Consider the following 21,613-nt stretch of genomic DNA (forward strand, 5'->3'; position numbering starts at 1 on the left):
AATCTCTTGTCTGGTGGCGATAGCGAAGAGGTCACACCCGTTCCCATACCGAACACGGAAGTTAAGCTCTTTAGCGCCAATGGTAGTTGGGACTTTGTCCCTGTGAGAGTAGGACGTTGCCAGGCACTTGAAAAAAGACTAGCTATTTTAGCTAGTCTTTTTTTATTATTCACAAAGTATAAGCTATCTACATAAAATGGGGTAAATGAACTGCATAAAGAAGTTACATCTTGTCGATACTTATTTAGTGGAGGTGGAGAGTAATGGAAAAACAAATTAAAACATGTTCCGTTTGTCATGAACAGCATACAAAGGGTATTGAAGTGTTTTCCAGCTTTATATGCCAACACTGCGAGGTAGAGATTGTAGAGGTGGATTCATCTCATTTTCGTTATCAATTGTTAGTAAATCAATTAAAGAGAATATCAGGAGCGTTTTCTTACTAAAAGCCCTTTTTTATAAGGGCTTCTTTATATGGCTCAAAAAAATCATTTAAGTTTGTTATAATGAAAGAAAAATGAATTTTGATAGGAAAAATGCTTACATATTCTTTTATCAAGTTAACAATGTTATATTTACAAAAAGTAAGGAATGGATGTATGGATACATATTTACCTTTATATAACCGTTTAGTAAGGCATAGCGAAAAGAGGTCACTCTCTTACCACGTGCCCGGCCATAAAAATGGTCAAATTCTACCTTCACATATTCAGTCTTCTTACGCAGATTTTTTGCAATACGATCTAACGGAAATTAGCGGATTAGATGATTTACATGAAGCAGAATCTGTTATTAAAGAAGCACAAGAGTTAACGGCAAAGTTGTATGGAGTAGATGAAAGCTTTTTTTTAGTTAATGGTTCTACTGTAGGCAACCTCTCAGCAATTTTATCTCTTTGTCAAGAAGGAGATAAAATTGCTGTTCAAAGAGATTCTCATAAATCTATTTTTAATGCTATTACTTTATCAAAGGCATCACCTATTTTTTTAGCTCCTGAAATAGATTCAAAAACACATCTTAGTACAGGTGTATCCATTAAAACAATTAAAGCGGCTTTAGAGCGTTCTGAGGATATAAAAGCATTTGTATTAACAAATCCTACTTACTACGGGGTAGCACGAGATTTAAAGGAGACCATTGACTTTATTCATAGCTACAATATTCCTATAGTTATTGATGAAGCTCATGGAGCCCATTTTATTTTAGGCAATCCTTTTCCGTCGTCAGCTGTTACGTATGGAGCTGACCTTGTCGTTCAGTCAGCACATAAAACGCTACCAGCTATGACAATGGGTTCTTATTTACATATGCAGGGAACATTAGTGAATAAGCAAGTGGTGCGCCATTACCTACAAGTACTTCAGTCAAGCAGTCCTTCATACCCTATTATGGCTTCTCTCGATTTGGCACGGTATTATCTGCAGCAGTTTACACAGCATGATATCGATAGAATGACTGACAATATTCATTCGTTTGTTGAAAAGATTAATAAGATTGATACACTTTCAACTATTAATGTGGAAACAGATCAAACTGCTACCGACCTTTTGAAAATGACATTGACTTGTTCGGCGGCAACAGGATATGATTTGCAAAAGGAACTGGAAAAACAAGATATTTATACAGAACTAGCTGACGTTAACTATGTATTGTTTGTTCTACCGTTAAGCAGCAGTTGGGACTTTAATGATACAATTAAGCGGGTTAGACAAGCAGTAGCAAATATACAGCGTAAGTCGTATGAAAAACCACTAATCAAACCATTTCGTTTTTCAAGGGCAACGGTTCTCCTGTCTATGGAAGAAAGAAAATTAAGGACAAAGCATATGTGTTCGTTTGAAGAAGCGATTGGGTGTGTAAGCGCACAATCTATTATTCCATATCCTCCTGGAATTCCTATTTTAATGGAGGGAGAAACGATTACGAGCAATCATATTGACTATATTTTGCATATTCAAAGGTTAAATGGTCATATTCAAGGCGGCTCTTGTATGGAAGAAGGAAAGATAGAAGTATTTAAATAGAGAAAGGAATTTATACATGTCAGGAACGTTTATTACATTCGAAGGGCCAGAGGGTGCTGGTAAGACGACCATCATCCATATGGTTCAACAAAAATTAATACAAGATGGCTATAACATTGTATTAACAAGAGAGCCTGGAGGCATACGAATTGCTGAACAAATTCGTGAAATCATCTTAAATCCATCTAACACGGAAATGGATGCCAGAACAGAAGCACTTCTTTACGCTGCGGCTAGGAGACAACATCTTGTAGAAAAAGTGATTCCTGAGCTAAATAAAGGGAATATAGTATTATGTGACCGTTTTATTGATAGCTCACTTGCTTATCAAGGAAATGCGCGGGGGATAGGTGTAGAAGATATTTTTGCTATCAATCAATTTGCTATTGAGCAAACGATGCCACAGGCCACTTTATATTTTGATATTGAGCCTGAGGTAGGATTAGAAAGAATTAATAAAGGTCGAAAAGATGAGATTAATCGATTAGATTTAGAATCCTTAGACTTTCATTACAAAGTACGAGATGGATATCTATCTCTTTTGAGTCAATTTCCAGAGCGTATTCGCCGAATTGATGCAAATCAATCCATTGAAAAGGTCTGTGAAGAAGCTTATAAACAGATACAATTGATTTTAAAATAAATACAGATGATTGTTATTCTTGCTATACTATTCTTAACAATAAAGTAAAATGAGGTGTTATTCATGAAATTAGTAATGGCCGTTATTCAAGATTCAGATAGCTCAAAGCTTTTAAATGCACTTGTAGAAAGAGGATTTCGTTCAACCAAATTATCAAGTACGGGTGGATTTTTAAAATCAGGGAATACAACAATTATGATTGGTACAGATGATCATAAAGTAGATGAAGTACTTGATATTATTAAGGGCCAATGTGAAAACCGCAGACAGATGATTTCTCCTGTGGCACCGATGGGTGGTAATGCAGATTCATACATTCCGTATCCTGTTGAAGTTGAAGTGGGCGGAGCTACAGTATTCGTACTACCAGTAGATCAATTTCATCAATTTTAAGAGAGAAGATTTTAAATAGAAAGTGATGATTGAATGGGAAATACATGGGAACAGCTTGAAGCTCTTCAGCCGAACGTATTAAAGATTTTGCAAAACAGCTTACTTAAAGAGCGAGTTGCTCATGCTTATTTATTTGAAGGAAGCAAAGGAACAGGTAAAAAACAAATTAGTTTTTTGTTTGCTAAAGCACTGTTTTGCCAAAATCCAGTTAATCATAGGCCATGCCATGAGTGCAGTAACTGCCGGCGAATTGATTCAGGTAATCATCCAGATATTCACTTGATTGAGCCAGCTGGTTTATCGATTAAAAAAGAGCAAATTCAATTCTTGCAATCAGAATTCACAAAAACCGGTGTTGAATCTAATAAAAAGTTATATATTGTGAATCATGTTGATAAAATGACAGTAAGCGCAGCAAATAGTTTACTGAAATTTTTAGAAGAGCCTGGCAACGGAACTTATGCAATTTTATTAACAGAAAATATACAGCGCTTATTAGATACGATTATCTCACGTTGCCAAGTAATATCATTTCGATCTCTTACACCAGAACAGTTAGCTGAAAAACTAGTAGAAAATGGCCTTTCCGCAGTAGATGCGTCCATCTTGTCTAATTTAACAAACAGCATTGATGAAGCAATTGAATTAAGTAAAGATGAATGGTTTGGACTTGCAATAAAGTTAGTGATACAATTATATGAAGTGTTAACAACGAGACCTCAACAAGCTCTTCTTTTTATTCATGAAAAGTGGGTAACACATTTTAAAGAAAAAGAACAAGCTCATATTGGTTTAACTTTATTGATGCTTCTTTACCGTGATTTGTTGACGCTGCAAGTTGGACAAGAGTCTAAAATCGTCTATCGTCATAAAATAGAAGAATTAAAACAGCAAGCTCTTCAGACAACGCAGGAAAAAGCGATTTATCGCTTAGAGGTTATCTTGAAGGCCAAAAATAAATTAAATTCAAATATGAATCTACAGTTATTAATGGAACAGCTGGTGTTGGATTTGCAGGAGGGATAAAAGCTTGTATGATGTAGTAGGCGTTCGCTTTAAAAAAGCGGGGAAAATATATTATTTTGACCCTGGAGAACTTACAATTCCAGATGGTGAGTTTGTTATTGTAGAAACAGTTCGTGGTGTTGAATTTGGCAGAGTGGTTATTAACAAAAAGCAAGTAAGTGAACATGATGTCGTGCTTCCTTTGAAAAAAGTAATCCGCATTGCTGAACAAAAAGACAGGCTGATTGTGGATGAAAATAAACAAGCTGCTAGAGAAGCGTATGACGTATGCGTGCAAAAAATTCAATCACACGATTTAGATATGAAGTTAGTAGATGTAGAATATACGTTTGATCGTAATAAAGTCATTTTTTATTTTACAGCAGACGGCCGTATTGATTTTAGAGAGCTAGTTAAAGATTTAGCTGCTATTTTCCGTACGCGAATTGAGCTTCGTCAAATTGGTGTACGAGACGAGGCAAAACTGTTGGGTGGGATAGGTCCTTGTGGACGTATGCTATGTTGCTCAACGTTTTTAGGTGATTTTGAGCCGGTTTCTATTAAGATGGCCAAAGACCAAAACCTATCGCTTAATCCAACGAAAATTTCTGGTTTATGCGGACGTTTGATGTGTTGTTTAAAATATGAAAATGATGAGTATGAAACGGCAAAAGAACAGCTTCCTGATATAGGCTCAACAATTAAAACTTCAGATGGTTCAGGACGTGTAGTAGGTTTGAATATTTTGGAAAGAATTATTCAAGTGGAACTGTCAGATCACGAACAAATTTTAGAGTATACTCTGGATGAGATCAATAATGAAGGTGCTGTTTCGTTTCAAGCCACAGATTAACGAGGTGGGCAAAGGTGGATAAAAAAGAGATTTTTGATTCGGTGACAAACATGGAGGAACAAATTGGTCATTTATATAAGCAGTTAGGTGAGTTAAAAGAGCATCTTGCTGAGCTAATTGAAGAAAATCATCATCTGCAAATAGAAAATGATCATTTGCGCCGTCGCCTTGACCAGACAAACTTCGAAACGAAGCTGAAAAATAGACATTCAAAAGCAAGCGCTCAAACAAAAGAGCAAAAACAAATTGATATCGGAGAAGGATATGACAATTTGGCTCGCCTTTACCAAGAGGGTTTTCATATTTGTAACATTCATTATGGAAGTGTGCGTAAAGATGGAGACTGTTTGTTTTGCTTGTCATTTTTAAATAAAAAGTAACAACACCTCTCCCTTTTGGAGAGGTTCTTTTTATGAGTAAAAGATGTAAATAATAGATGTACAAGGAGAAGAACGATTATGGTTGAGTTATATGGAGATGAACGTTTAGATTATCTATTAGCCGATGAGGAAATGCGTATTATTCAAAGTCCATCTGTCTTTTCCTTTTCATTGGATGCTGTGCTTTTATCTCACTTTGCTTATGTCCCAATTCGTAAAGGCAACTTGGTTGATTTATGTTCAGGAAACGGTGTAATCCCACTGTTTTTATCTAAACGAACAAAGGGAAAAATCATTGGTGTAGAAATTCAAGAGCGGCTACACAGTATGGCACAAAGAAGTATTGCGTATAATCAGCTGGATGGGCAGATTAAAATGATACATGGTGATTTAAAAAATGCACCTCAAGAACTGGGTTATGGAAAATATGATGTTGTAACATGTAATCCTCCTTATTTCACCACATCCAATAAAGAAGAAATAAATGAAAACGAACACTTTGCAATCGCTCGCCACGAAATTCATTGTTCGTTGGAAGATGTGATTAGAGCCAGTAGTCAACTAGTTAAGCAAGGCGGAAAAGTAGCATTGGTTCACCGTCCAGGGAGACTATTAGATATCGTTACGTTAATGAGGCAATACCGTTTAGAGCCAAAGAGACTTCAGTTTGTCTATCCTAAAGATGGGAAAGAAGCAAATACGCTTTTAATTGAAGGTACGAAGGATGGAAGTCCAGATTTAAAGATTCTTCCTCCACTGGTGGTCTACCAAGATAATGATGAATACACGGACGAATTAAAAAGGATTTTATATGGAACAGAATAATCATTATTTTTATGTAGTTGAATGCAAGGACTGTACGTATTACGCTGGTTACACGAATAATTTGCAAAAACGTATTTCTGTCCATAATGAAGGGAAAGGGGCAAAATATACGAGAGCAAGAAGGCCTGTTTCATTAATTTGGCATGAGGTGTTTACTTCTAAAACAGAAGCTATGCAAAAAGAGTATTGGTTCAAACAGTTAAGCAGAGTGCAAAAACAGGCTTACATTCGAAGGGAGCAAGAAAAGCAGAATGAAATCACAAAAAAGTTATGATGTATCGAATGAACGAGGCGTTTTATATTTAGTTCCCACGCCTATTGGAAACTTAGAGGATATGACATTTCGTGCGATTCGAATTTTAAAAGAAGTTGATTATATTGCCGCAGAAGATACGAGACAAACGAAAAAACTATGTAACCACTTTGAGATCGATACGCCTATTACAAGTTATCATGAACATAATAAACATACAAAAAGTGAACAGCTGTTAAGCGACTTGGACAGTGAAAAAAATATTGCTTTAGTAAGCGACGCGGGTATGCCCTGTATTTCAGACCCTGGTTATGAGTTAGTGGTAGCTGCCGTTAAAGAAGGATATACGGTTGTTCCGCTGCCGGGGCCTAACGCAGCATTAACGGCTTTAATTGCTTCTGGTCTACCTACAGGGCAGTTTTATTTCTATGGATTTTTAAACAGAAATAAAAAACAGCGTAAAGAACAGCTTCAAGAGCTTCAGTATATTAAAGAAAGCATGATATTTTATGAAGCCCCTCATCGGTTAAAAGAAACGCTAAAGAGTATAGAAGAAATTTTAGGGAACCGATCTATTGTGTTATGTAGAGAGTTAACCAAACGCTATGAAGAATTTTTAAGAGGAAGCGTATTAGAAGCAATTGAATGGACAAATGCCACAGATATTAGAGGGGAATTCTGCTTAATTCTTGAAGGGACAAATGAAGAAGCGCCAGATGAAAGTAATCTATGGTGGGAACAGCTCACCATTATCGAGCACGTTGATCACTATGTAGAAGAAGGACTTTCAAACAAAGAAGCGATTAAGCAAGTGGCAAAAGACCGAGATGTATCAAAACGAGACATTTATAGTGAATATCACGTACATTAAAAAAAGCTGTCTATCATAGACAGCTTTTCGTTTTATTTAGAAGCTTGTAAAGAATCTTGAAGTTCTTTCATGATTTGTTCTGCACCTTCACGGCTTAGAATTAATTTGCCGCTAGCAAGTTGAATGTTATCATCAGATACTTCACCTGTTACTTGGCAAGTCATGTTTGGTTTATATTTTTTTAAGATGATGCGCTCTTCATCTACATAGATTTCTAGAGCATCTTTCTCTGCAATTCCTAATGTACGACGTAATTCAATTGGAATTACTACGCGTCCTAATTCATCAACTTTACGAACAATACCTGTAGATTTCATGTTAATCGTTCTCCTCTCAATGATCATTTTTCTATGTTATTACTTTCGTCATTATTCGACAATTTCAACGTACTTTCATAATACCAGCGTTTCCAAAACTAGTCAATCATTTTATATGTAAAAAAATGTAGCTGGGAAAAAATTTTTTCCCCGACTCGTTTAGAAGCTAATTGTGACCGTCAGTCAAGGAATGACAAGGGGTTTCATTGGAAAAAAGATTAATCGCCTAAATAGCTTGATATTAACTATTTTGAAGATAGGGTAAATATAATTCGACATAAAACGACAAAATTAGACCTATTTGTCGTTTTTATCAAAGTGACTTTTTGAATGAGGGTATATTTTTTATAAAAATAGGGCGAAGCTGATACAATTAACAGGATTATTTTTTGGGAAAATAACGATTATTTAAAAATGAAGTGAATCCGTCATATTCCCGTGTATATAGGAAGAGAATGTTTTGAAATTATCATGTAAAATAGTATGATAGATAGTAGAATAAGAAGACAGGGTTTATATGATTACATCCATATAAATCAAAATGTTGAAATGGAATGTTGGAGGTTATGAACATGGCAGATGGAAATAATACATTTTACATTACTACGCCGATTTATTATCCGAGTGGTAAATTACATATAGGGCACGCATACACGACGGTAGCGGGAGATGCAATGGCTCGTTATAAACGTTTGAGAGGGTTTGACGTACGTTATTTAACAGGTACGGATGAACATGGTCAAAAAATTCAGCGAAAAGCAGAAGAGAAAAACGTGACACCTCAGCAATACGTAGATGATATTGTCTCTGGAATCAAAGAGCTGTGGGATAAGATGGATATTTCGTATGATGATTTTATCCGTACAACAGAACCAAGACATAAAGAAATCGTGGAAAAGATTTTCGCGCGCCTTTTAGAACAAGGTGATATTTATCTTGATGAGTATGAAGGTTGGTATTCAGTTCCCGATGAGACGTACTATACAGAGCATCAACTAGTAGATCCAATCGTTGAAAATGGAAAAGTTGTAGGTGGGAAAAGCCCGGATAGCGGACACCCTGTAGAGCTCGTTCGAGAAGAGTCCTATTTCTTTAAAATGGGGAAATACGTAGATCGTTTACTAGCTTTTTATGAAGAGAACCCTTCATTTATTCAACCGGAGTCTCGTAAAAACGAAATGATCAATAATTTTATTAAGCCGGGTCTTGAAGACTTAGCTGTTTCTCGTACGACGTTTGATTGGGGGGTAAAAGTTCCAGGTAACCCAAAACACGTTATTTACGTATGGATTGATGCGCTTTCTAACTATATCACCTCTCTTGGGTATGATACTGAGAATGATGAAAACTATCGAAAATACTGGCCGGCTAACGTACATTTAGTAGGAAAAGAAATCGTACGTTTCCATACCATTTATTGGCCAATCATGTTGATGGCACTTGATTTGCCACTTCCTAAGAAAGTATTTGCTCACGGCTGGTTATTAATGAAAGATGGAAAGATGTCGAAGTCAAAAGGGAATGTAGTGGACCCAGTGACATTGATTGACCGCTATGGGTTAGATGCCCTTCGTTACTACTTGCTTCGTGAAGTTCCATTCGGTTCAGACGGTGTATTCACACCAGAAGCGTTTGTTGAACGTATTAACTTTGACTTAGCAAATGACCTTGGCAACCTAGTTAACCGTACAGTGGCGATGATTAATAAGTATTTTGATGGTGTTATTCCGACTTATGAAGGAAATGTAACCGAGTTTGATGCACTTATCGTACAAGCTCAAAAAGATACAGTGAATAAATATGAAGAAGCGATGGAGGATATGGAGTTTTCAGTGGCTCTTGCTTCTATCTGGCAATATGTAAGCCGCACGAATAAATACATTGATGAAACGCAGCCTTGGGCGTTAGCAAAAGATGAGAATAAGCGTGCAGAACTTGCTTCCGTTATGACACATCTAGCTGAATCAATTCGTCACATTGCGGTATTACTACAGCCATTCTTAACACGTACACCTGAGAAAATTTTTGCTCAGATCGGTGTAAAAGAAGATGTGTTAAAAACGTGGGAAAGCACGACGCGCTTTAATATGCTTAAAGAAGGCACAAAAGTAGAAAAAGGTGAGCCAATGTTCCCTCGTCTAGATCGAGAAGAAGAGGTAGCGTTTATTAAAGAGCAGATGCAAGGAAGTGCTCCGAAGGAAGAAAAACCTGTTGTGAAGGAAGAGCCTTCTGAAGAGATTACGATTGATGATTTCATGAAAGTAGAGCTTCGTGTAGCGCAAGTTACGCAAGTAGAACCAGTTAAGAAGGCAGATAAACTATTAAAGCTGCAGCTTGATCTTGGCTATGAAAAACGCCAAGTTGTATCAGGTATTGCCAAGTTTTATAAGCCTGAAGAATTAGTAGGTCGCAAAGTAATTTGTGTAACCAACTTAAAACCTGTAAAATTGCGCGGCGAACTATCACAAGGAATGATTTTAGCTGGTGAAGATGAGAATGGTCTTTCACTAGCAAGCGTAGATCAAAACTTAGCAAACGGCACGAAGATAAAATAAGTATAGGTAAAAGGGGTGTTTCACGTGTAACATGCGAGGACCCCCTTTTATTCATGGAAAGGATCGATTAGATGTTATTTGATACACATGTTCATTTAAACGCAGAACAGTATGAAGACGATTTGCAAGAAGTAATTAATCGCGCGTTAGAAAAAGGTGTTCAAAACATGGTGGTTGTTGGATTTGATGAACCTACCATTAAAAAAGCTATTCAAATAGCTGAAACGTACGACTTTATCTATGCTAGTGTAGGCTGGCATCCAGTAGATGCAATTGATATGACGGATGAGCATTTAGCTTGGATTGAAGAGTTAGCTCAGCATCCGAAAGTTGTGGCTTTAGGAGAGATGGGATTAGACTATCATTGGGATAAATCACCTAAAGAGGTTCAAAAGGACGTATTTCGCCGTCAAATTCGCTTAGCGCGCAAAGTGAATTTACCTATCATTATTCATAATCGTGATGCAACAGAAGACGTGGTAACCATTTTAAAAGAAGAGCACGTAGAAGAAGTAGGCGGGATTATGCATTGCTTCACGGGCAGTATTGAAGTAGCGAAGCAGTGTATGGATATGAATATGTATATTTCTTTTGGTGGACCTGTTACTTTTAAAAATGCAAAAAAACCAAAAGAAGTTGCTGCAGAACTTCCTTTAGATAAACTATTAATTGAAACAGACTGTCCTTATCTAACTCCCCATCCATTCCGCGGCAAGCGCAATGAACCTGGTTATGTGTCATACGTAGCGGAGCAAATTGCAGAGTTAAAAGGCATAACGTATGAAGAGTTGGCTGATATTACAACAGCTAACGCTAAAAAGCTATTTGGCATTAATGATTAAAACTTTTTCTCATATAACAATCATTTTCGTGTTAAAGTAAAGATAGGCGCAGAGGAGAATGTTATCCTCTGCCTTTTTCAGTTAAAATAACAGATAGATGCTTTTTAATTTAGTTGATAATAAGATAAAACGTTGATTTCATAGAAGAAAAATGATGTGAGTAACGAGCATTTCATTTTTACTGAAAAGCAAATGAACAAAACTGAATGTTTTGGAGGAAGAAATGAAGATTAAAGAAATTATTGTAGTAGAAGGTCGGGACGATACCGTAGCGATTAAACGTGCAGTGGATGCGGATACCATCGAGACAAATGGATCAGCTGTAAATGAAGAAACCATTGAAAAAGTAAAATTAGCTCAAAAAACAAGAGGCGTAATTATTTTTACAGATCCAGATTATCCAGGACAGCGAATTCGAAATATTGTTTCAGAACGTGTTCCAGGATGTAAACATGCATTTTTAGATAAAGAAGAGGCTCGCCCTAAAAACGGCAAAGGTATTGGAGTTGAACATGCTTCTATTGCGTCTATTCAAAAAGCACTAAAAGATGTAAAGCAAGAGTGGGTAGAAGCAGATATGGAGATTTCCCAAGAGGATTTAATCGTAGCTCGTTTGGTAGGAGATAGTAAAGCCAAGTCTCGACGTGAAAGAATAGGAAAGTTATTAAAAATAGGCTATGCCAATGGAAAGCAGCTTCATAAACGATTACAGATGTTCCAAATTTCAAAAGAGGAGTTTATCAAAGCTGTTGAGCAGATAAATAAGGAGGAAAAGGAATCGTGTTAAAAGATATTGCAACGCCTAATCGAACCAAGGAAATTTTAAAGAAATACGGTTTTACATTTAAAAAGAGTTTGGGACAAAATTTTTTAATTGATACGAACATTTTACATCGCATTGTTGATCATGCAGAAATAACAGAAGAAACGGGAGCAATTGAAATTGGACCCGGTATCGGAGCGTTAACTGAACAGCTAGCAAAGCGCGCAAAAAAAGTACTGGCATTTGAAATCGACCAGCGTCTGCTTCCGATTTTAGCCGACACTCTTTCTCCTTACCCAAATGCAAAAGTTATTCATCAAGATGTGTTAAAAGCAGATTTAAAAGAGACGCTCGAACAAGAATTCGAAAACATAGAAGATTTAATGGTCGTTGCGAATTTACCGTATTACGTGACGACACCCATTTTGATGAAATTATTAGAAGAGCAAATTCCGGTACGGGGAATCGTTGTTATGCTTCAAAAAGAAGTTGCCGACCGTATAGCAGCTAAACCGGGAACAAAGGAGTACGGTTCACTTTCTATTGCGATTCAATACTATACAGAGGCTGAGACGGTTATGATTGTGCCTAAAACAGTATTTAATCCGCAGCCTAATGTAGATTCAGCTGTTATTCGGCTGCTGAGAAGACCGAAGCCAGCGGTAGAAGTACAAGATGAAGCATTCTTCTTCCAAGTTGTACGAGCAAGTTTTGGACAGCGCCGAAAAACCATTTTAAACAATCTAGTGAACAACTTGCCAAATGGGAAACAGAAAAAAGCGGACATTGAGCAAGCACTTGCAACTGCTGAAATTGATCCGAAACGAAGAGGCGAAACGTTATCTATTCAAGAATTCGGATCGTTAAGTGACCAACTTTTAAAATCATTTCGCTAAATCATCACATTTTTATCATGAAGTCATAGGCTATGAAGAGAATTTATTTTTGAAGTAGCAAAGACGGAGTGAAGCATATGAACATCAAAATTGGTGATATAGTTACACGACCTTCTTATCAAAGAGATTTGCTTTTTCGTGTTATAGCTATTAATGACAGCGAAGCGGGGAAATATGCGACTTTAATAGGAGAAGACGTTCGGTTGATTGCCGACGCTCCTTGTACAGATTTAGAGGTTGTGGATGCTAAAGAACAGGATCAAAGAAAAAAACAAGAAGAAGAACTTTTAGAAAGATCCTTGGAGCTTATTCAACAGGATTATCGGCTCGTTCGAGAGAAAACTGAATATAGCATGACTAATGGATACAGCCATTCACATCGCTTGTTTCAAATTCCTGGAAAGGTCCTGCACGTAGACGGAGACCCTAATTATTTACGTAAATGTTTGTTGGTTTACGAAAAAATTGGTGTTCCTGTTTATGGTGTTCATTGCGTAGAGTCAGAGATGCCGGAGAAAGTTGGAAAGTTAATTGAGGATGTAAGGCCTGATATTCTGGTGCTGACAGGGCATGATGCTTATTCCAAAGGAAAAGGAAATAAGGATGATCTTCTTGCTTATAGACATTCCAAACACTATATTCGAACAGTCCAAGAAGCAAGAAAAAGAGTTGGTAATTTAGATCAGCTGGTGATTTTTGCAGGTGCCTGTCAATCGCATTTTGAATTATTGATTCAAGCCGGAGCAAACTTTGCTAGTTCACCTTCGCGTGTAAATATTCATGCGCTTGACCCCGTGTATGTAGTAGCAAAACTAAGTTTTACTCCTTTCACGGATCGTATTAATGTATGGGACGTCTTACGTAATACATTAACGGGTGCTAAAGGTTTAGGAGGAGTAGAAACAAAAGGGCTGCTTCGCACGGGCATGCCTTATGAAAGCGATGAGTAGAAATAAAAACAACTGGTTACAGCATGTACACGCATGATGTGCAACCAGTTGTTTTTTCGTATGAAGCCAAAGTATACGCTGAATTTCACAAAATCATTTTCAATATTTGCTAAAGATATACATATTTCGTTAAAAAACGAGCATACTAACAGCGAAATGTAGATTCATGTTGAAAATTATTTATTGACACAATTAGAGATAGATTGTTATAATTTTATGTTTTTGACTATTTTTCTAACATGTGTTACACTATACATAGTGAGGTGGACCAATATGGCGAAAACTTTGTCTGATATTAAGCAAGCGCTGGATTTGCACCTAGGCCAACGATTAACTTTAAAAGCAAACGGTGGTCGTAGAAAAACAGTAGAACGTTCAGGTGTATTAACAGAAACGTACCCATCTGTTTTTATCGTTGAATTAGATCAAGAGGAAAACTCTTTGGAGCGCGTTTCGTATAGTTACGCAGATGTGTTAACGGAAACAGTGCAACTAAAATTTTTCTAAGAATGACATAGGCAATATAGCAAGTGGTGATGAGCAGTGGACATTGGTTTACTGCTTTTTTATTGGTCTTTTTTTCAAATTATATATACATTATTTTTTATACATACTATACATATCGTCCTCGCATTTTCATGTATAAAGAGCGAGGAGATTCAGGTTGAAATTTCATTTTATACGTAAAGGAGCCATGTACAATGTCAAGGCGTAGAGGGATTATGTCATCGAAGCTGAAAGAAGAACTGGCTAAAGAACTTGGTTTTTACGATACTGTACAAGCAGAAGGTTGGGGCGCTATTCGGGCAAAAGACGCAGGCAATATGGTGAAGCGAGCAGTGGAGCTTGCACAGCAGCAGCTAAGGCAATAGTGAAAATCAATGCTTATGCGATTATTTAAAGTGAAATGAGGAAAACCGAAGTGTATAACCGCTTCGGTTTTTTTGTCCCAAAATGAAAGATAAAATAGAGGATTAAACAAAGATGTTTAAATGAACAGCTATATCTTGTTCATTTTATGATAAAATAGCGTTAAACTCGATAAGATGAAGTAGGTGAAGCAAGTTGAAATTAATGGTGAAAGCACCGGCTAAAATAAATTTGTCACTTGATGTGTTACATAAACGCCCAGATGGTTACCATGAAGTTAAGATGATTATGACAACAATTGATTTAGCGGACAGAATTGAACTTTCTGATCGTGAAGATGGACGAATTGTTATTTATTCTCATAATCGCTTTGTTCCAGATGACCAGCGAAATCTTGCTTATCAGGCAGCGCAGATTTTGAAGCGACGTTATAACATTTCAAAAGGTGTAAATATATTAATTGATAAACATATTCCAGTAGCTGCTGGATTAGCTGGAGGCAGCAGTGACGCGGCTGCTACATTACGCGGTTTAAATACGTTATGGGAATTAGGGTTATCATTAGACACACTTGCAGAAATAGGGGCTGAGATTGGCTCTGACGTATCTTTTTGCGTGTACGGAGGGACAGCTCTTGCTACAGGGCGCGGAGAGATTGTAGAGCATATTGAGGCACCTCCAAGCTGCTGGGTGATTTTGGCTAAGCCTGAAATAGGTGTTTCTACAGCAGATGTATATCGAAACTTAAAAATTGAGGAAATGGATCATCCTAAAGTAGATGAGATGGTTCACGCCATACAATCAGGAAATTATGATCAAATGTGTAGCCTTGTCGGAAATGTATTGGAAGCAGTAACGCTGAAAATGCATCCGGAAGTAGCTCTCATTAAAGAACAAATAAAGCGTTTTGGCGCCGATGCTGTACTCATGAGTGGCAGTGGGCCAACTGTATTTGGACTTGTACAGCATGATTCACGTATGCATCGCATTTATAATGGATTACGTGGCTTTTGTGATAAAGTTTATGCAGTTAGGTTACTAGGTGAACGAATAACGCTTGAATAAATCCGTATGTTAATGTTATATTTACATTACAATATTCGGATTTTCAGGAGGATGTTATGAAGTTTCGACGTAGTGGACGATTAATTGATATGACCAACTATTTCATTCAAAACCCTCAGCGCCTTATCCCTCTTACGTATTTTGCAGATAAATATGATTCCGCAAAATCATCTATTAGCGAAGATATGGCGATTATTAAACAAACTTTTGAACAGCAGGGTATCGGAACTTTGGTTACGCTACCAGGGGCTGCCGGCGGAGTTAAATTCATTCCAAAGATGACGAATGAAGAAGCCGGTCAGCTTGTTCAAGAATTATGTGGGTTGATTGAAAAACCTGAGCGTTTATTGCCAGGTGGATATTTATATTTAACTGATATTTTAGGGAACCCCCGCGTTGTGAATAAAATCGGTCGCTTGTATGCATCGCTTTTTGCTAACCGCAAAATCGATGTTGTGATGACTGTAGCAACAAAAGGTATTCCTATTGCGTATGCGGTTGCTCAGTATTTAGACGTGCCCGTTGTTATTGTGCGCAGAGACAGTAAAGTAACTGAAGGATCGACCGTTAGTATTAACTACGTGTCAGGTTCATCTAAGCGCATTCAAACGATGCTGTTAGCTAAGAGAAGTTTAGCGGTGGGGTCAAATGTACTCATCATTGATGACTTCATGAAAGCCGGCGGTACGGTAAATGGAATGGTTAGTTTGCTTGAAGAGTTTGATGCAACTGTTGCTGGTATTGGAGTTTTAGTAGAATCAGAAGATATTGAAGAACGTTTAGTGGATGAGTATGTGTCTCTTGTACAATTAACAGATGTAAATATTAAAGATAAACAAATTCGTGTACAGGAAGGCAATTACTTAAAATATATTTGATCAAGTAAGGGAGAGGAACATATGTTACAGGTTCAAACAAAAAATGCACCGCAAGCTATTGGTCCATATTCACAGGGAATTGTTGTGAATAACTTGTTTTACAGTTCAGGTCAAATTCCACTTCGTCCAGATGGTACGTTGGTCGAAGGCGATGTTCAAGTACAAGCTACTCAAGTATTTGAAAATCTAAAAGCAGTTCTTGAAGAAGCAGGAGCTTCTCTAAATACAGTTGTAAAGGCAACCGTGTTCATTAAAGATATGAACGACTTCGCAGCATTAAATGAAGTCTATGGTGACTACTTCGGCGACCATAAGCCGGCACGTTCATGTGTAGAAGTAGCGAGACTACCTAAAGATGTACTTGTTGAAATTGAAGTTATTGCGCTTGTTAAAGGGTAATTAAATTAACAAATTTCTAACAAAAAGCAAGTAACTTCCAATTGTTCACTTTTTTTGCGAAAATTTTCTAAAAATTTTTTCTGAATAGCAGGAAAACACAAAATTCTGTGGAATTAAGTATGTAAAGCTTCGCATAGAAAAAGGTGGTGAACAAGATGGAAGTAACTGACGTAAGATTACGCCGCGTGAACACTGAAGGACGTATGAGAGCGATTGCTTCAATCACATTAGATGGTGAATTTGTTGTTCATGATATTCGTGTGATTGATGGTAATAATGGCTTATTTGTAGCCATGCCAAGTAAACGTACACCGGATGGTGAGTTCCGTGATATTGCACATCCAATCAATTCAAATACTCGCGGAAAGATTCAAGATGCTGTTTTAGCAGAATATCATCGTTTAGGTGAGGTAGAAGTTGAATTCGAAGAAGCGGGTGCTTCGTAAACATATGATACATTAAGAGTCTACTGAAAAGTAGGCTCTTTTCTTTTTGATTACCGCTTATACAATTTCACACCTTTGTAAAACTTTAGCATTACCAAAAAATAAAATTCATGACTTATAAATGATTCCTTGAAATGCTGTCATTTTTGATATAATATTCTTAATGGATAAAAAGGTAAAATTGGAGGCCTGTTATGTCAAAAAGATATGCAGTCATATTGGCAGCTGGTCAGGGTACACGTATGAAGTCATCTTTATATAAAGTGTTACACCCTGTGTGTGGCAAACCGATGGTGCAACACGTAATTGATCAGTTATCACGCTTAGATTTAACAAATTTAATTACAGTTGTAGGTCACGGTGCCGAAAAAGTGAAATCACATGTTGGAGATAAAAGCTTATTTGCTTTACAAGAAGAGCAGTTAGGAACAGCTCATGCAGTAATGCAAGCAGAATCTTTACTTGCACATGAAAAAGGTACGACAATTGTTGTATGTGGAGATACTCCGCTTATTACAGCTGAAACAATTGAATCTTTATTAAAGCATCATGAAGCAACAAATGCAATGGCAACTATTTTAACGGCTCATGCAGAAGATCCAACAGGATATGGACGCATCATTCGAAATGAACAAGGCTCTGTTGAAAAGATTGTTGAGCATAAAGATGCCACAGAACAAGAGCGTCTTGTACAGGAAATTAATACTGGTACGTACTGTTTTGATAATGAGAAATTATTTGAGACACTTTCAAAAGTTTCAAATGATAATGTACAGGGAGAGTACTATTTACCTGATGTTATCGAAATTCTAAAAAATGAAGGTCAAATTATTTCTGCATATCAAACATCCGATTTTGCTGAAACATTGGGCGTTAATGATCGATTTGCTCTGTCTCAAGCAGAAGAAACAATGAAAAAGCGTATCAACAAGCAGCATATGTTAAATGGAGTGACGATTGTGGATCCTTCTAACACGTACATTTCAGCAGATGCTGTCATTGGCAGAGATACGGTTATTTATCCTGGTACGGTTATTCAAGGAACAGTTGTAATTGGAGAGAACTGTGAAGTAGGACCTAACAGTGAAATTAAAGACTGCAAAATAGGTAATAATACTTCTATTCGCCATTCTGTTGCTCACGATAGTGAAATTGGTCACGAAGTCACAATTGGCCCATTTGCACATATTCGTCCTCAATCATTAATTGGAGATGAAGTGCGCGTAGGAAACTTTGTAGAAATTAAAAAAGCATCTTTTGGCAAAGGTAGCAAAGCTTCTCATTTAAGTTATATTGGAGACGCAGAGGTCGGAAAAGGTGTAAACTTAGGGTGCGGATCTATTACAGTTAACTACGATGGGAAAAATAAATTTTTAACAAAGATTGAAGATGGGGCATTCGTAGGATGTAACTCAAACTTAATTGCACCTGTAACAATTGGTGAAGGCGCCTATGTTGCAGCTGGTTCAACCGTAACGGATAATGTGCCAGGAAAAGCATTATCAATTGCTCGTGCGAAACAAGTAAATAAAGAAAACTATGCTGAAAAGCTTGATATTAATAAAAAATCCTGACGGAGGTTTCACAATAAAATGTCAAATGTATATGCTGATGAAAATTTAAAGTTATTTACGCTAAATTCAAACAAGGCTTTAGCTGAAGAGATCGCAAAAGTAATTGGTGTGGAATTAGGTAAATGTTCGGTTGATCGTTTCAGTGACGGTGAAATTCAAATTAACATTGAAGAAAGTATCCGTGGTTGTGATGTATTTATCATTCAATCAACAAGTGCTCCAGTTAACGAACACTTAATGGAATTATTAATTATGATTGATGCATTAAAACGTGCATCAGCTAAAACAATTAACATCGTTATGCCTTACTATGGCTATGCTCGTCAGGATCGTAAAGCTCGTGCACGTGAACCAATCACTGCCAAATTAGCAGCAAATATCATTGAAAAAGCGGGAGCTACTCGTATTATCACATTAGATTTACATGCTCCTCAAATTCAAGGTTTCTTCGATATTCCAATTGACCATTTAGTAGGTGTTCCAATTTTAGGTGAATACTTCAAGAGTAAAAACCTTGATGACGTTGTTGTTGTATCTCCGGACCACGGTGGCGTAACGCGTGCTCGCCGTTTAGCGGAACGTCTAAAAGCGCCGATCGCTATCATTGACAAACGTCGCCCACGTCCAAACGTAGCAGAAGTTATGAACATTGTTGGACAAGTGGAAGGGAAAACAGCAATCTTGATTGATGACATGATTGATACAGCTGGTACAATTACAATTGGTGCAAGTGCATTAATTGAAGCAGGTGCAAAAGAAGTATATGCTTGTTGTACACACCCAGTTCTTTCAGGCCCTGCGATTGAGCGTATTCAAAACTCTACAATCAAAGAGCTAGCTGTAACAAACTCTATTGCTTTAACAGAAGATAAGAAAATTGGTAAAGTAACAGAACTTTCAGTAGCTCCGTTAATTGGTGAAGCGATTATTCGTGTTCACGAAGAGCAATCAGTTAGTACGTTATTTGATTGATAAACAGAACCTCTTTCCATTTGGAAAGAGGTTTTTTTGAAAAAAATTAAATGGGCTAATCCTTGGTTTTAAAGGGATTTGAACGGGATGAGCAAAGATATATTGCTGATTGAAACGAGTTTTATGTTTAGCAGCCTTCTAAAAAGGGTACATTTTAAGTAGAAAACATACTGGAAGGTGAATAAAATGAGTATTTCAATTCAAGCAAATAAAAGAACGGATTTCAAAAATTCTACAAATAGAAAAATTCGCGACGAAGGAAACTTCCCAGCGGTTGTTTACGGAAATAAAACAGAATCCACGCCTATTTACTTAAACAGTGCTGATTTTATTAAGACTATTCGTGAAGCAGGACGCAATGGAGTGTTAACATTACAAGTGGACAAGCAAAAATATTCCGTAATGTTACATGATATTCAAACCGATCCATTAAAAAACGAAATTGTCCACGCCGATTTCCAAGTGGTCGACATGAAGAAAGAAATTGATACTGAAGTTTCTTTATCTCTAGTAGGAGAAGCAAAAGGAATAAAAGAAGGCGGCGTATTACAGCAGTCTCTATATGAAATTTCATTAAAAGGCTTGCCGCAAGATATCCCATCATCTATTGATGTAGATGTATCAGATTTGGGAATCAACGATACAATTACAGTAGGGGATATTAAGGTAGATAAAAAGCTAGAAATTACGCATGATGCAGAAGATACAGTTGCTTCTGTACTACCTCCTCAACAGGAAGAAGAGCCGGATAGCGGCGAAGTTCAGGATGCTGAAGGCGACGTTGAAGCAACAAAAGAAAAAGATAGCGAAGAATAATATAAAAAGACGTAACCAAAAGGTTACGTCTTTTTGTGTGAATTGATTATAATAAAAGTGATACTATATAGTAATGTAAAACATTAAAGACATTTACCTATTATGTACAACTTACATAGAGTGGAAAGGAGTATCTATTTTGAAATTAATCGTTGGTTTAGGGAATCCTGGAAAAGAATATGACCGTACTCGTCATAACATAGGATTTATGGCAATTGATAAAATTGCCGAACAGTTTATGATTTCATTAGATAAAACAAAGTTTAACGGAATATATGGAACAGGTATAATAAGAGGAGAAAAAGTCATATTATTAAAGCCTCTAACATATATGAATTTATCAGGAGAAAGTATTCGCCCGTTAATGGACTATTTTGATATAGACGTCGAAGACTTGCTTGTTATTTACGATGACTTAGATTTACCGTGCGGAAAAGTAAGATTGCGTACAAAAGGAAGTCCAGGCGGCCATAACGGAATAAAATCAATTATTCAGCATTTAAAAACCCAAGAGTTTAACCGAATTCGTATTGGGATTGATCGTCCGAAAAACGGTATGAAAGTAGTTGACTATGTACTAGGGCGCTTTACAGAAGATGAAATGGTTCATATGGAAGAAGCGATGAAAACGTCTGTGCACGCGAGTGAAGACTTTTTAGGTCAAACGTTCTTAGAAGTAATGAATCGCTATAATTAAGCAGAATAAAATTTCTCTCAATCGTCCATACTAACACTAAAAGATTTGGGAGGATTTGTATGTCTATTCATTATTTCTGTAGACATTGTGGCGCAAAAGTCGGTATGATAGAAAAGACAGCTCACAATACAGAAGCACTCGGTTTTAATCACCTGACCGCAGATGAACGAAAAGACTTTATTCACTACCATAATAGTGGAGACATCGTGGTTAAAATTATTTGTGAAGACTGTCAAGAAGCGCTAGAACGAAATCCAGACTATCATCAGTACGAAACATTTATACAATAAAAAGCTTTGGTCTCAAACCAAAGCGTTTTTCTGTTT

General features: G+C 36.9%; 27 protein-coding genes and 1 rRNA gene. 27 read left to right on the forward strand and 1 reads right to left on the reverse strand.

Annotation, left to right across the window (positions count from 1 at the left end):
- Positions 1-9 precede the first annotated feature (9 nt).
- From rrf to rsmI, 11 genes are all read left to right on the forward strand, one after another.
- Positions 10-125, forward strand: a 5S ribosomal RNA gene (gene rrf, locus ACNHOZ_RS26645).
- Between the two features lie 138 nt (positions 126-263).
- A complete protein-coding gene (locus ACNHOZ_RS26650) occupies positions 264-446 on the forward strand; it encodes a sigma factor G inhibitor Gin (protein ID WP_013081329.1) in 183 nt (60 codons plus the stop codon).
- A 153-nt stretch (positions 447-599) separates the two neighbouring features.
- A complete protein-coding gene (locus ACNHOZ_RS26655; RefSeq protein WP_048021896.1) occupies positions 600-2,024 on the forward strand; it encodes an aminotransferase class I/II-fold pyridoxal phosphate-dependent enzyme in 1,425 nt (474 codons plus the stop codon).
- Positions 2,025-2,040: 16 nt separating this feature from the next.
- Positions 2,041-2,667, forward strand: coding sequence for a dTMP kinase (gene tmk / locus ACNHOZ_RS26660; RefSeq protein ID WP_028412632.1), 627 nt, complete (start codon positions 2,041-2,043; stop codon positions 2,665-2,667).
- 63 nt (positions 2,668-2,730) lie between these two features.
- Positions 2,731-3,060, forward strand: a complete 330-nt coding sequence (locus ACNHOZ_RS26665) for a cyclic-di-AMP receptor (protein WP_013054845.1) — start codon at positions 2,731-2,733, stop codon at positions 3,058-3,060.
- Between the two features lie 33 nt (positions 3,061-3,093).
- On the forward strand, positions 3,094-4,086 hold the full coding sequence (gene holB, locus ACNHOZ_RS26670) for a DNA polymerase III subunit delta' (protein ID WP_013054846.1): 993 nt from the start codon (positions 3,094-3,096) through the stop codon (positions 4,084-4,086).
- Positions 4,087-4,090: 4 nt separating this feature from the next.
- Positions 4,091-4,918 carry a PSP1 domain-containing protein gene (locus tag ACNHOZ_RS26675; RefSeq protein WP_013054847.1) on the forward strand — a complete coding sequence of 276 codons (828 nt, stop codon included), beginning with the start codon at positions 4,091-4,093 and terminating at the stop codon, positions 4,916-4,918.
- A 14-nt stretch (positions 4,919-4,932) separates the two neighbouring features.
- A complete protein-coding gene (gene yabA, locus ACNHOZ_RS26680) occupies positions 4,933-5,298 on the forward strand; it encodes a DNA replication initiation control protein YabA (protein WP_013054848.1) in 366 nt (121 codons plus the stop codon).
- 78 nt (positions 5,299-5,376) lie between these two features.
- Positions 5,377-6,123, forward strand: coding sequence for a tRNA1(Val) (adenine(37)-N6)-methyltransferase (locus tag ACNHOZ_RS26685; protein WP_028412633.1), 747 nt, complete (start codon positions 5,377-5,379; stop codon positions 6,121-6,123).
- A complete protein-coding gene (locus ACNHOZ_RS26690) occupies positions 6,110-6,397 on the forward strand; it encodes a GIY-YIG nuclease family protein (RefSeq protein ID WP_013054850.1) in 288 nt (95 codons plus the stop codon). Before ACNHOZ_RS26685 ends, ACNHOZ_RS26690 begins: the two co-directional genes overlap by 14 nt.
- Positions 6,375-7,247, forward strand: a complete 873-nt coding sequence (rsmI, locus tag ACNHOZ_RS26695) for a 16S rRNA (cytidine(1402)-2'-O)-methyltransferase (protein WP_016762698.1) — start codon at positions 6,375-6,377, stop codon at positions 7,245-7,247. The genes ACNHOZ_RS26690 and rsmI overlap by 23 nt, the downstream gene beginning before the upstream one ends.
- A gap of 32 nt (positions 7,248-7,279) precedes the next feature.
- On the opposite strand, the gene ACNHOZ_RS26700 is transcribed toward rsmI, so the two are convergent.
- Positions 7,280-7,570: an AbrB/MazE/SpoVT family DNA-binding domain-containing protein gene (locus ACNHOZ_RS26700; RefSeq protein WP_170836841.1), complete on the reverse strand. Its 291-nt coding sequence runs from the start codon at positions 7,568-7,570 to the stop codon at positions 7,280-7,282.
- 566 nt (positions 7,571-8,136) lie between these two features.
- Between ACNHOZ_RS26700 and metG the strand changes: the two genes are divergently transcribed.
- The 16 genes from metG (at position 8,137) to ACNHOZ_RS26780 (ending at position 21,577) form a co-directional block, all read left to right on the forward strand.
- Positions 8,137-10,119 carry a methionine--tRNA ligase gene (metG, locus tag ACNHOZ_RS26705; protein WP_028412634.1) on the forward strand — a complete coding sequence of 661 codons (1,983 nt, stop codon included), beginning with the start codon at positions 8,137-8,139 and terminating at the stop codon, positions 10,117-10,119.
- Between the two features lie 71 nt (positions 10,120-10,190).
- Positions 10,191-10,961 carry a TatD family hydrolase gene (locus ACNHOZ_RS26710; protein WP_028412635.1) on the forward strand — a complete coding sequence of 257 codons (771 nt, stop codon included), beginning with the start codon at positions 10,191-10,193 and terminating at the stop codon, positions 10,959-10,961.
- 223 nt (positions 10,962-11,184) lie between these two features.
- Positions 11,185-11,748: a ribonuclease M5 gene (gene rnmV, locus ACNHOZ_RS26715; protein ID WP_028412636.1), complete on the forward strand. Its 564-nt coding sequence runs from the start codon at positions 11,185-11,187 to the stop codon at positions 11,746-11,748.
- Entirely contained in the window at positions 11,742-12,620 is an 879-nt protein-coding gene (rsmA, locus tag ACNHOZ_RS26720) for a 16S rRNA (adenine(1518)-N(6)/adenine(1519)-N(6))-dimethyltransferase RsmA (RefSeq protein WP_048021893.1), read from the forward strand. The genes rnmV and rsmA overlap by 7 nt, the downstream gene beginning before the upstream one ends.
- Before the next feature lie 77 nt (positions 12,621-12,697).
- A complete protein-coding gene (yabG, locus tag ACNHOZ_RS26725) occupies positions 12,698-13,570 on the forward strand; it encodes a sporulation peptidase YabG (protein ID WP_028412638.1) in 873 nt (290 codons plus the stop codon).
- Positions 13,571-13,843: 273 nt separating this feature from the next.
- On the forward strand, positions 13,844-14,077 hold the full coding sequence (gene veg, locus ACNHOZ_RS26730; RefSeq protein WP_013054859.1) for a biofilm formation stimulator Veg: 234 nt from the start codon (positions 13,844-13,846) through the stop codon (positions 14,075-14,077).
- A gap of 194 nt (positions 14,078-14,271) precedes the next feature.
- Positions 14,272-14,442, forward strand: a complete 171-nt coding sequence (locus ACNHOZ_RS26735) for a small, acid-soluble spore protein, alpha/beta type (RefSeq protein WP_016762700.1) — start codon at positions 14,272-14,274, stop codon at positions 14,440-14,442.
- 193 nt (positions 14,443-14,635) lie between these two features.
- Positions 14,636-15,505, forward strand: a complete 870-nt coding sequence (gene ispE, locus ACNHOZ_RS26740; protein ID WP_013054861.1) for a 4-(cytidine 5'-diphospho)-2-C-methyl-D-erythritol kinase — start codon at positions 14,636-14,638, stop codon at positions 15,503-15,505.
- A gap of 56 nt (positions 15,506-15,561) precedes the next feature.
- The gene (purR, locus tag ACNHOZ_RS26745) at positions 15,562-16,383 is read left to right on the forward strand and encodes a pur operon repressor (RefSeq protein ID WP_013054862.1); all 822 of its coding nucleotides are present in this window, start codon (positions 15,562-15,564) and stop codon (positions 16,381-16,383) included.
- A 21-nt stretch (positions 16,384-16,404) separates the two neighbouring features.
- Positions 16,405-16,782, forward strand: a complete 378-nt coding sequence (locus ACNHOZ_RS26750; RefSeq protein ID WP_013054863.1) for a RidA family protein — start codon at positions 16,405-16,407, stop codon at positions 16,780-16,782.
- 155 nt (positions 16,783-16,937) lie between these two features.
- Complete coding sequence (gene spoVG, locus ACNHOZ_RS26755; protein ID WP_013054864.1) at positions 16,938-17,228, forward strand: septation regulator SpoVG; 291 nt, start codon at positions 16,938-16,940, stop codon at positions 17,226-17,228.
- A 194-nt stretch (positions 17,229-17,422) separates the two neighbouring features.
- Positions 17,423-18,802 (forward strand): bifunctional UDP-N-acetylglucosamine diphosphorylase/glucosamine-1-phosphate N-acetyltransferase GlmU, encoded by a 1,380-nt coding sequence (gene glmU / locus ACNHOZ_RS26760; protein ID WP_028412639.1) that lies wholly within the window; start codon positions 17,423-17,425, stop codon positions 18,800-18,802.
- An 18-nt stretch (positions 18,803-18,820) separates the two neighbouring features.
- Complete coding sequence (locus tag ACNHOZ_RS26765) at positions 18,821-19,774, forward strand: ribose-phosphate diphosphokinase (protein WP_014462059.1); 954 nt, start codon at positions 18,821-18,823, stop codon at positions 19,772-19,774.
- A gap of 186 nt (positions 19,775-19,960) precedes the next feature.
- On the forward strand, positions 19,961-20,590 hold the full coding sequence (locus ACNHOZ_RS26770; protein ID WP_048021888.1) for a 50S ribosomal protein L25/general stress protein Ctc: 630 nt from the start codon (positions 19,961-19,963) through the stop codon (positions 20,588-20,590).
- Between the two features lie 139 nt (positions 20,591-20,729).
- Positions 20,730-21,287, forward strand: coding sequence for an aminoacyl-tRNA hydrolase (gene pth / locus ACNHOZ_RS26775; RefSeq protein WP_028412641.1), 558 nt, complete (start codon positions 20,730-20,732; stop codon positions 21,285-21,287).
- Between the two features lie 59 nt (positions 21,288-21,346).
- Positions 21,347-21,577: an anti-sigma-F factor Fin family protein gene (locus tag ACNHOZ_RS26780; RefSeq protein ID WP_013054869.1), complete on the forward strand. Its 231-nt coding sequence runs from the start codon at positions 21,347-21,349 to the stop codon at positions 21,575-21,577.
- Positions 21,578-21,613 lie beyond the last annotated feature (36 nt).

It is taken from the genome of Priestia sp. D51 (genome assembly GCF_053345675.1).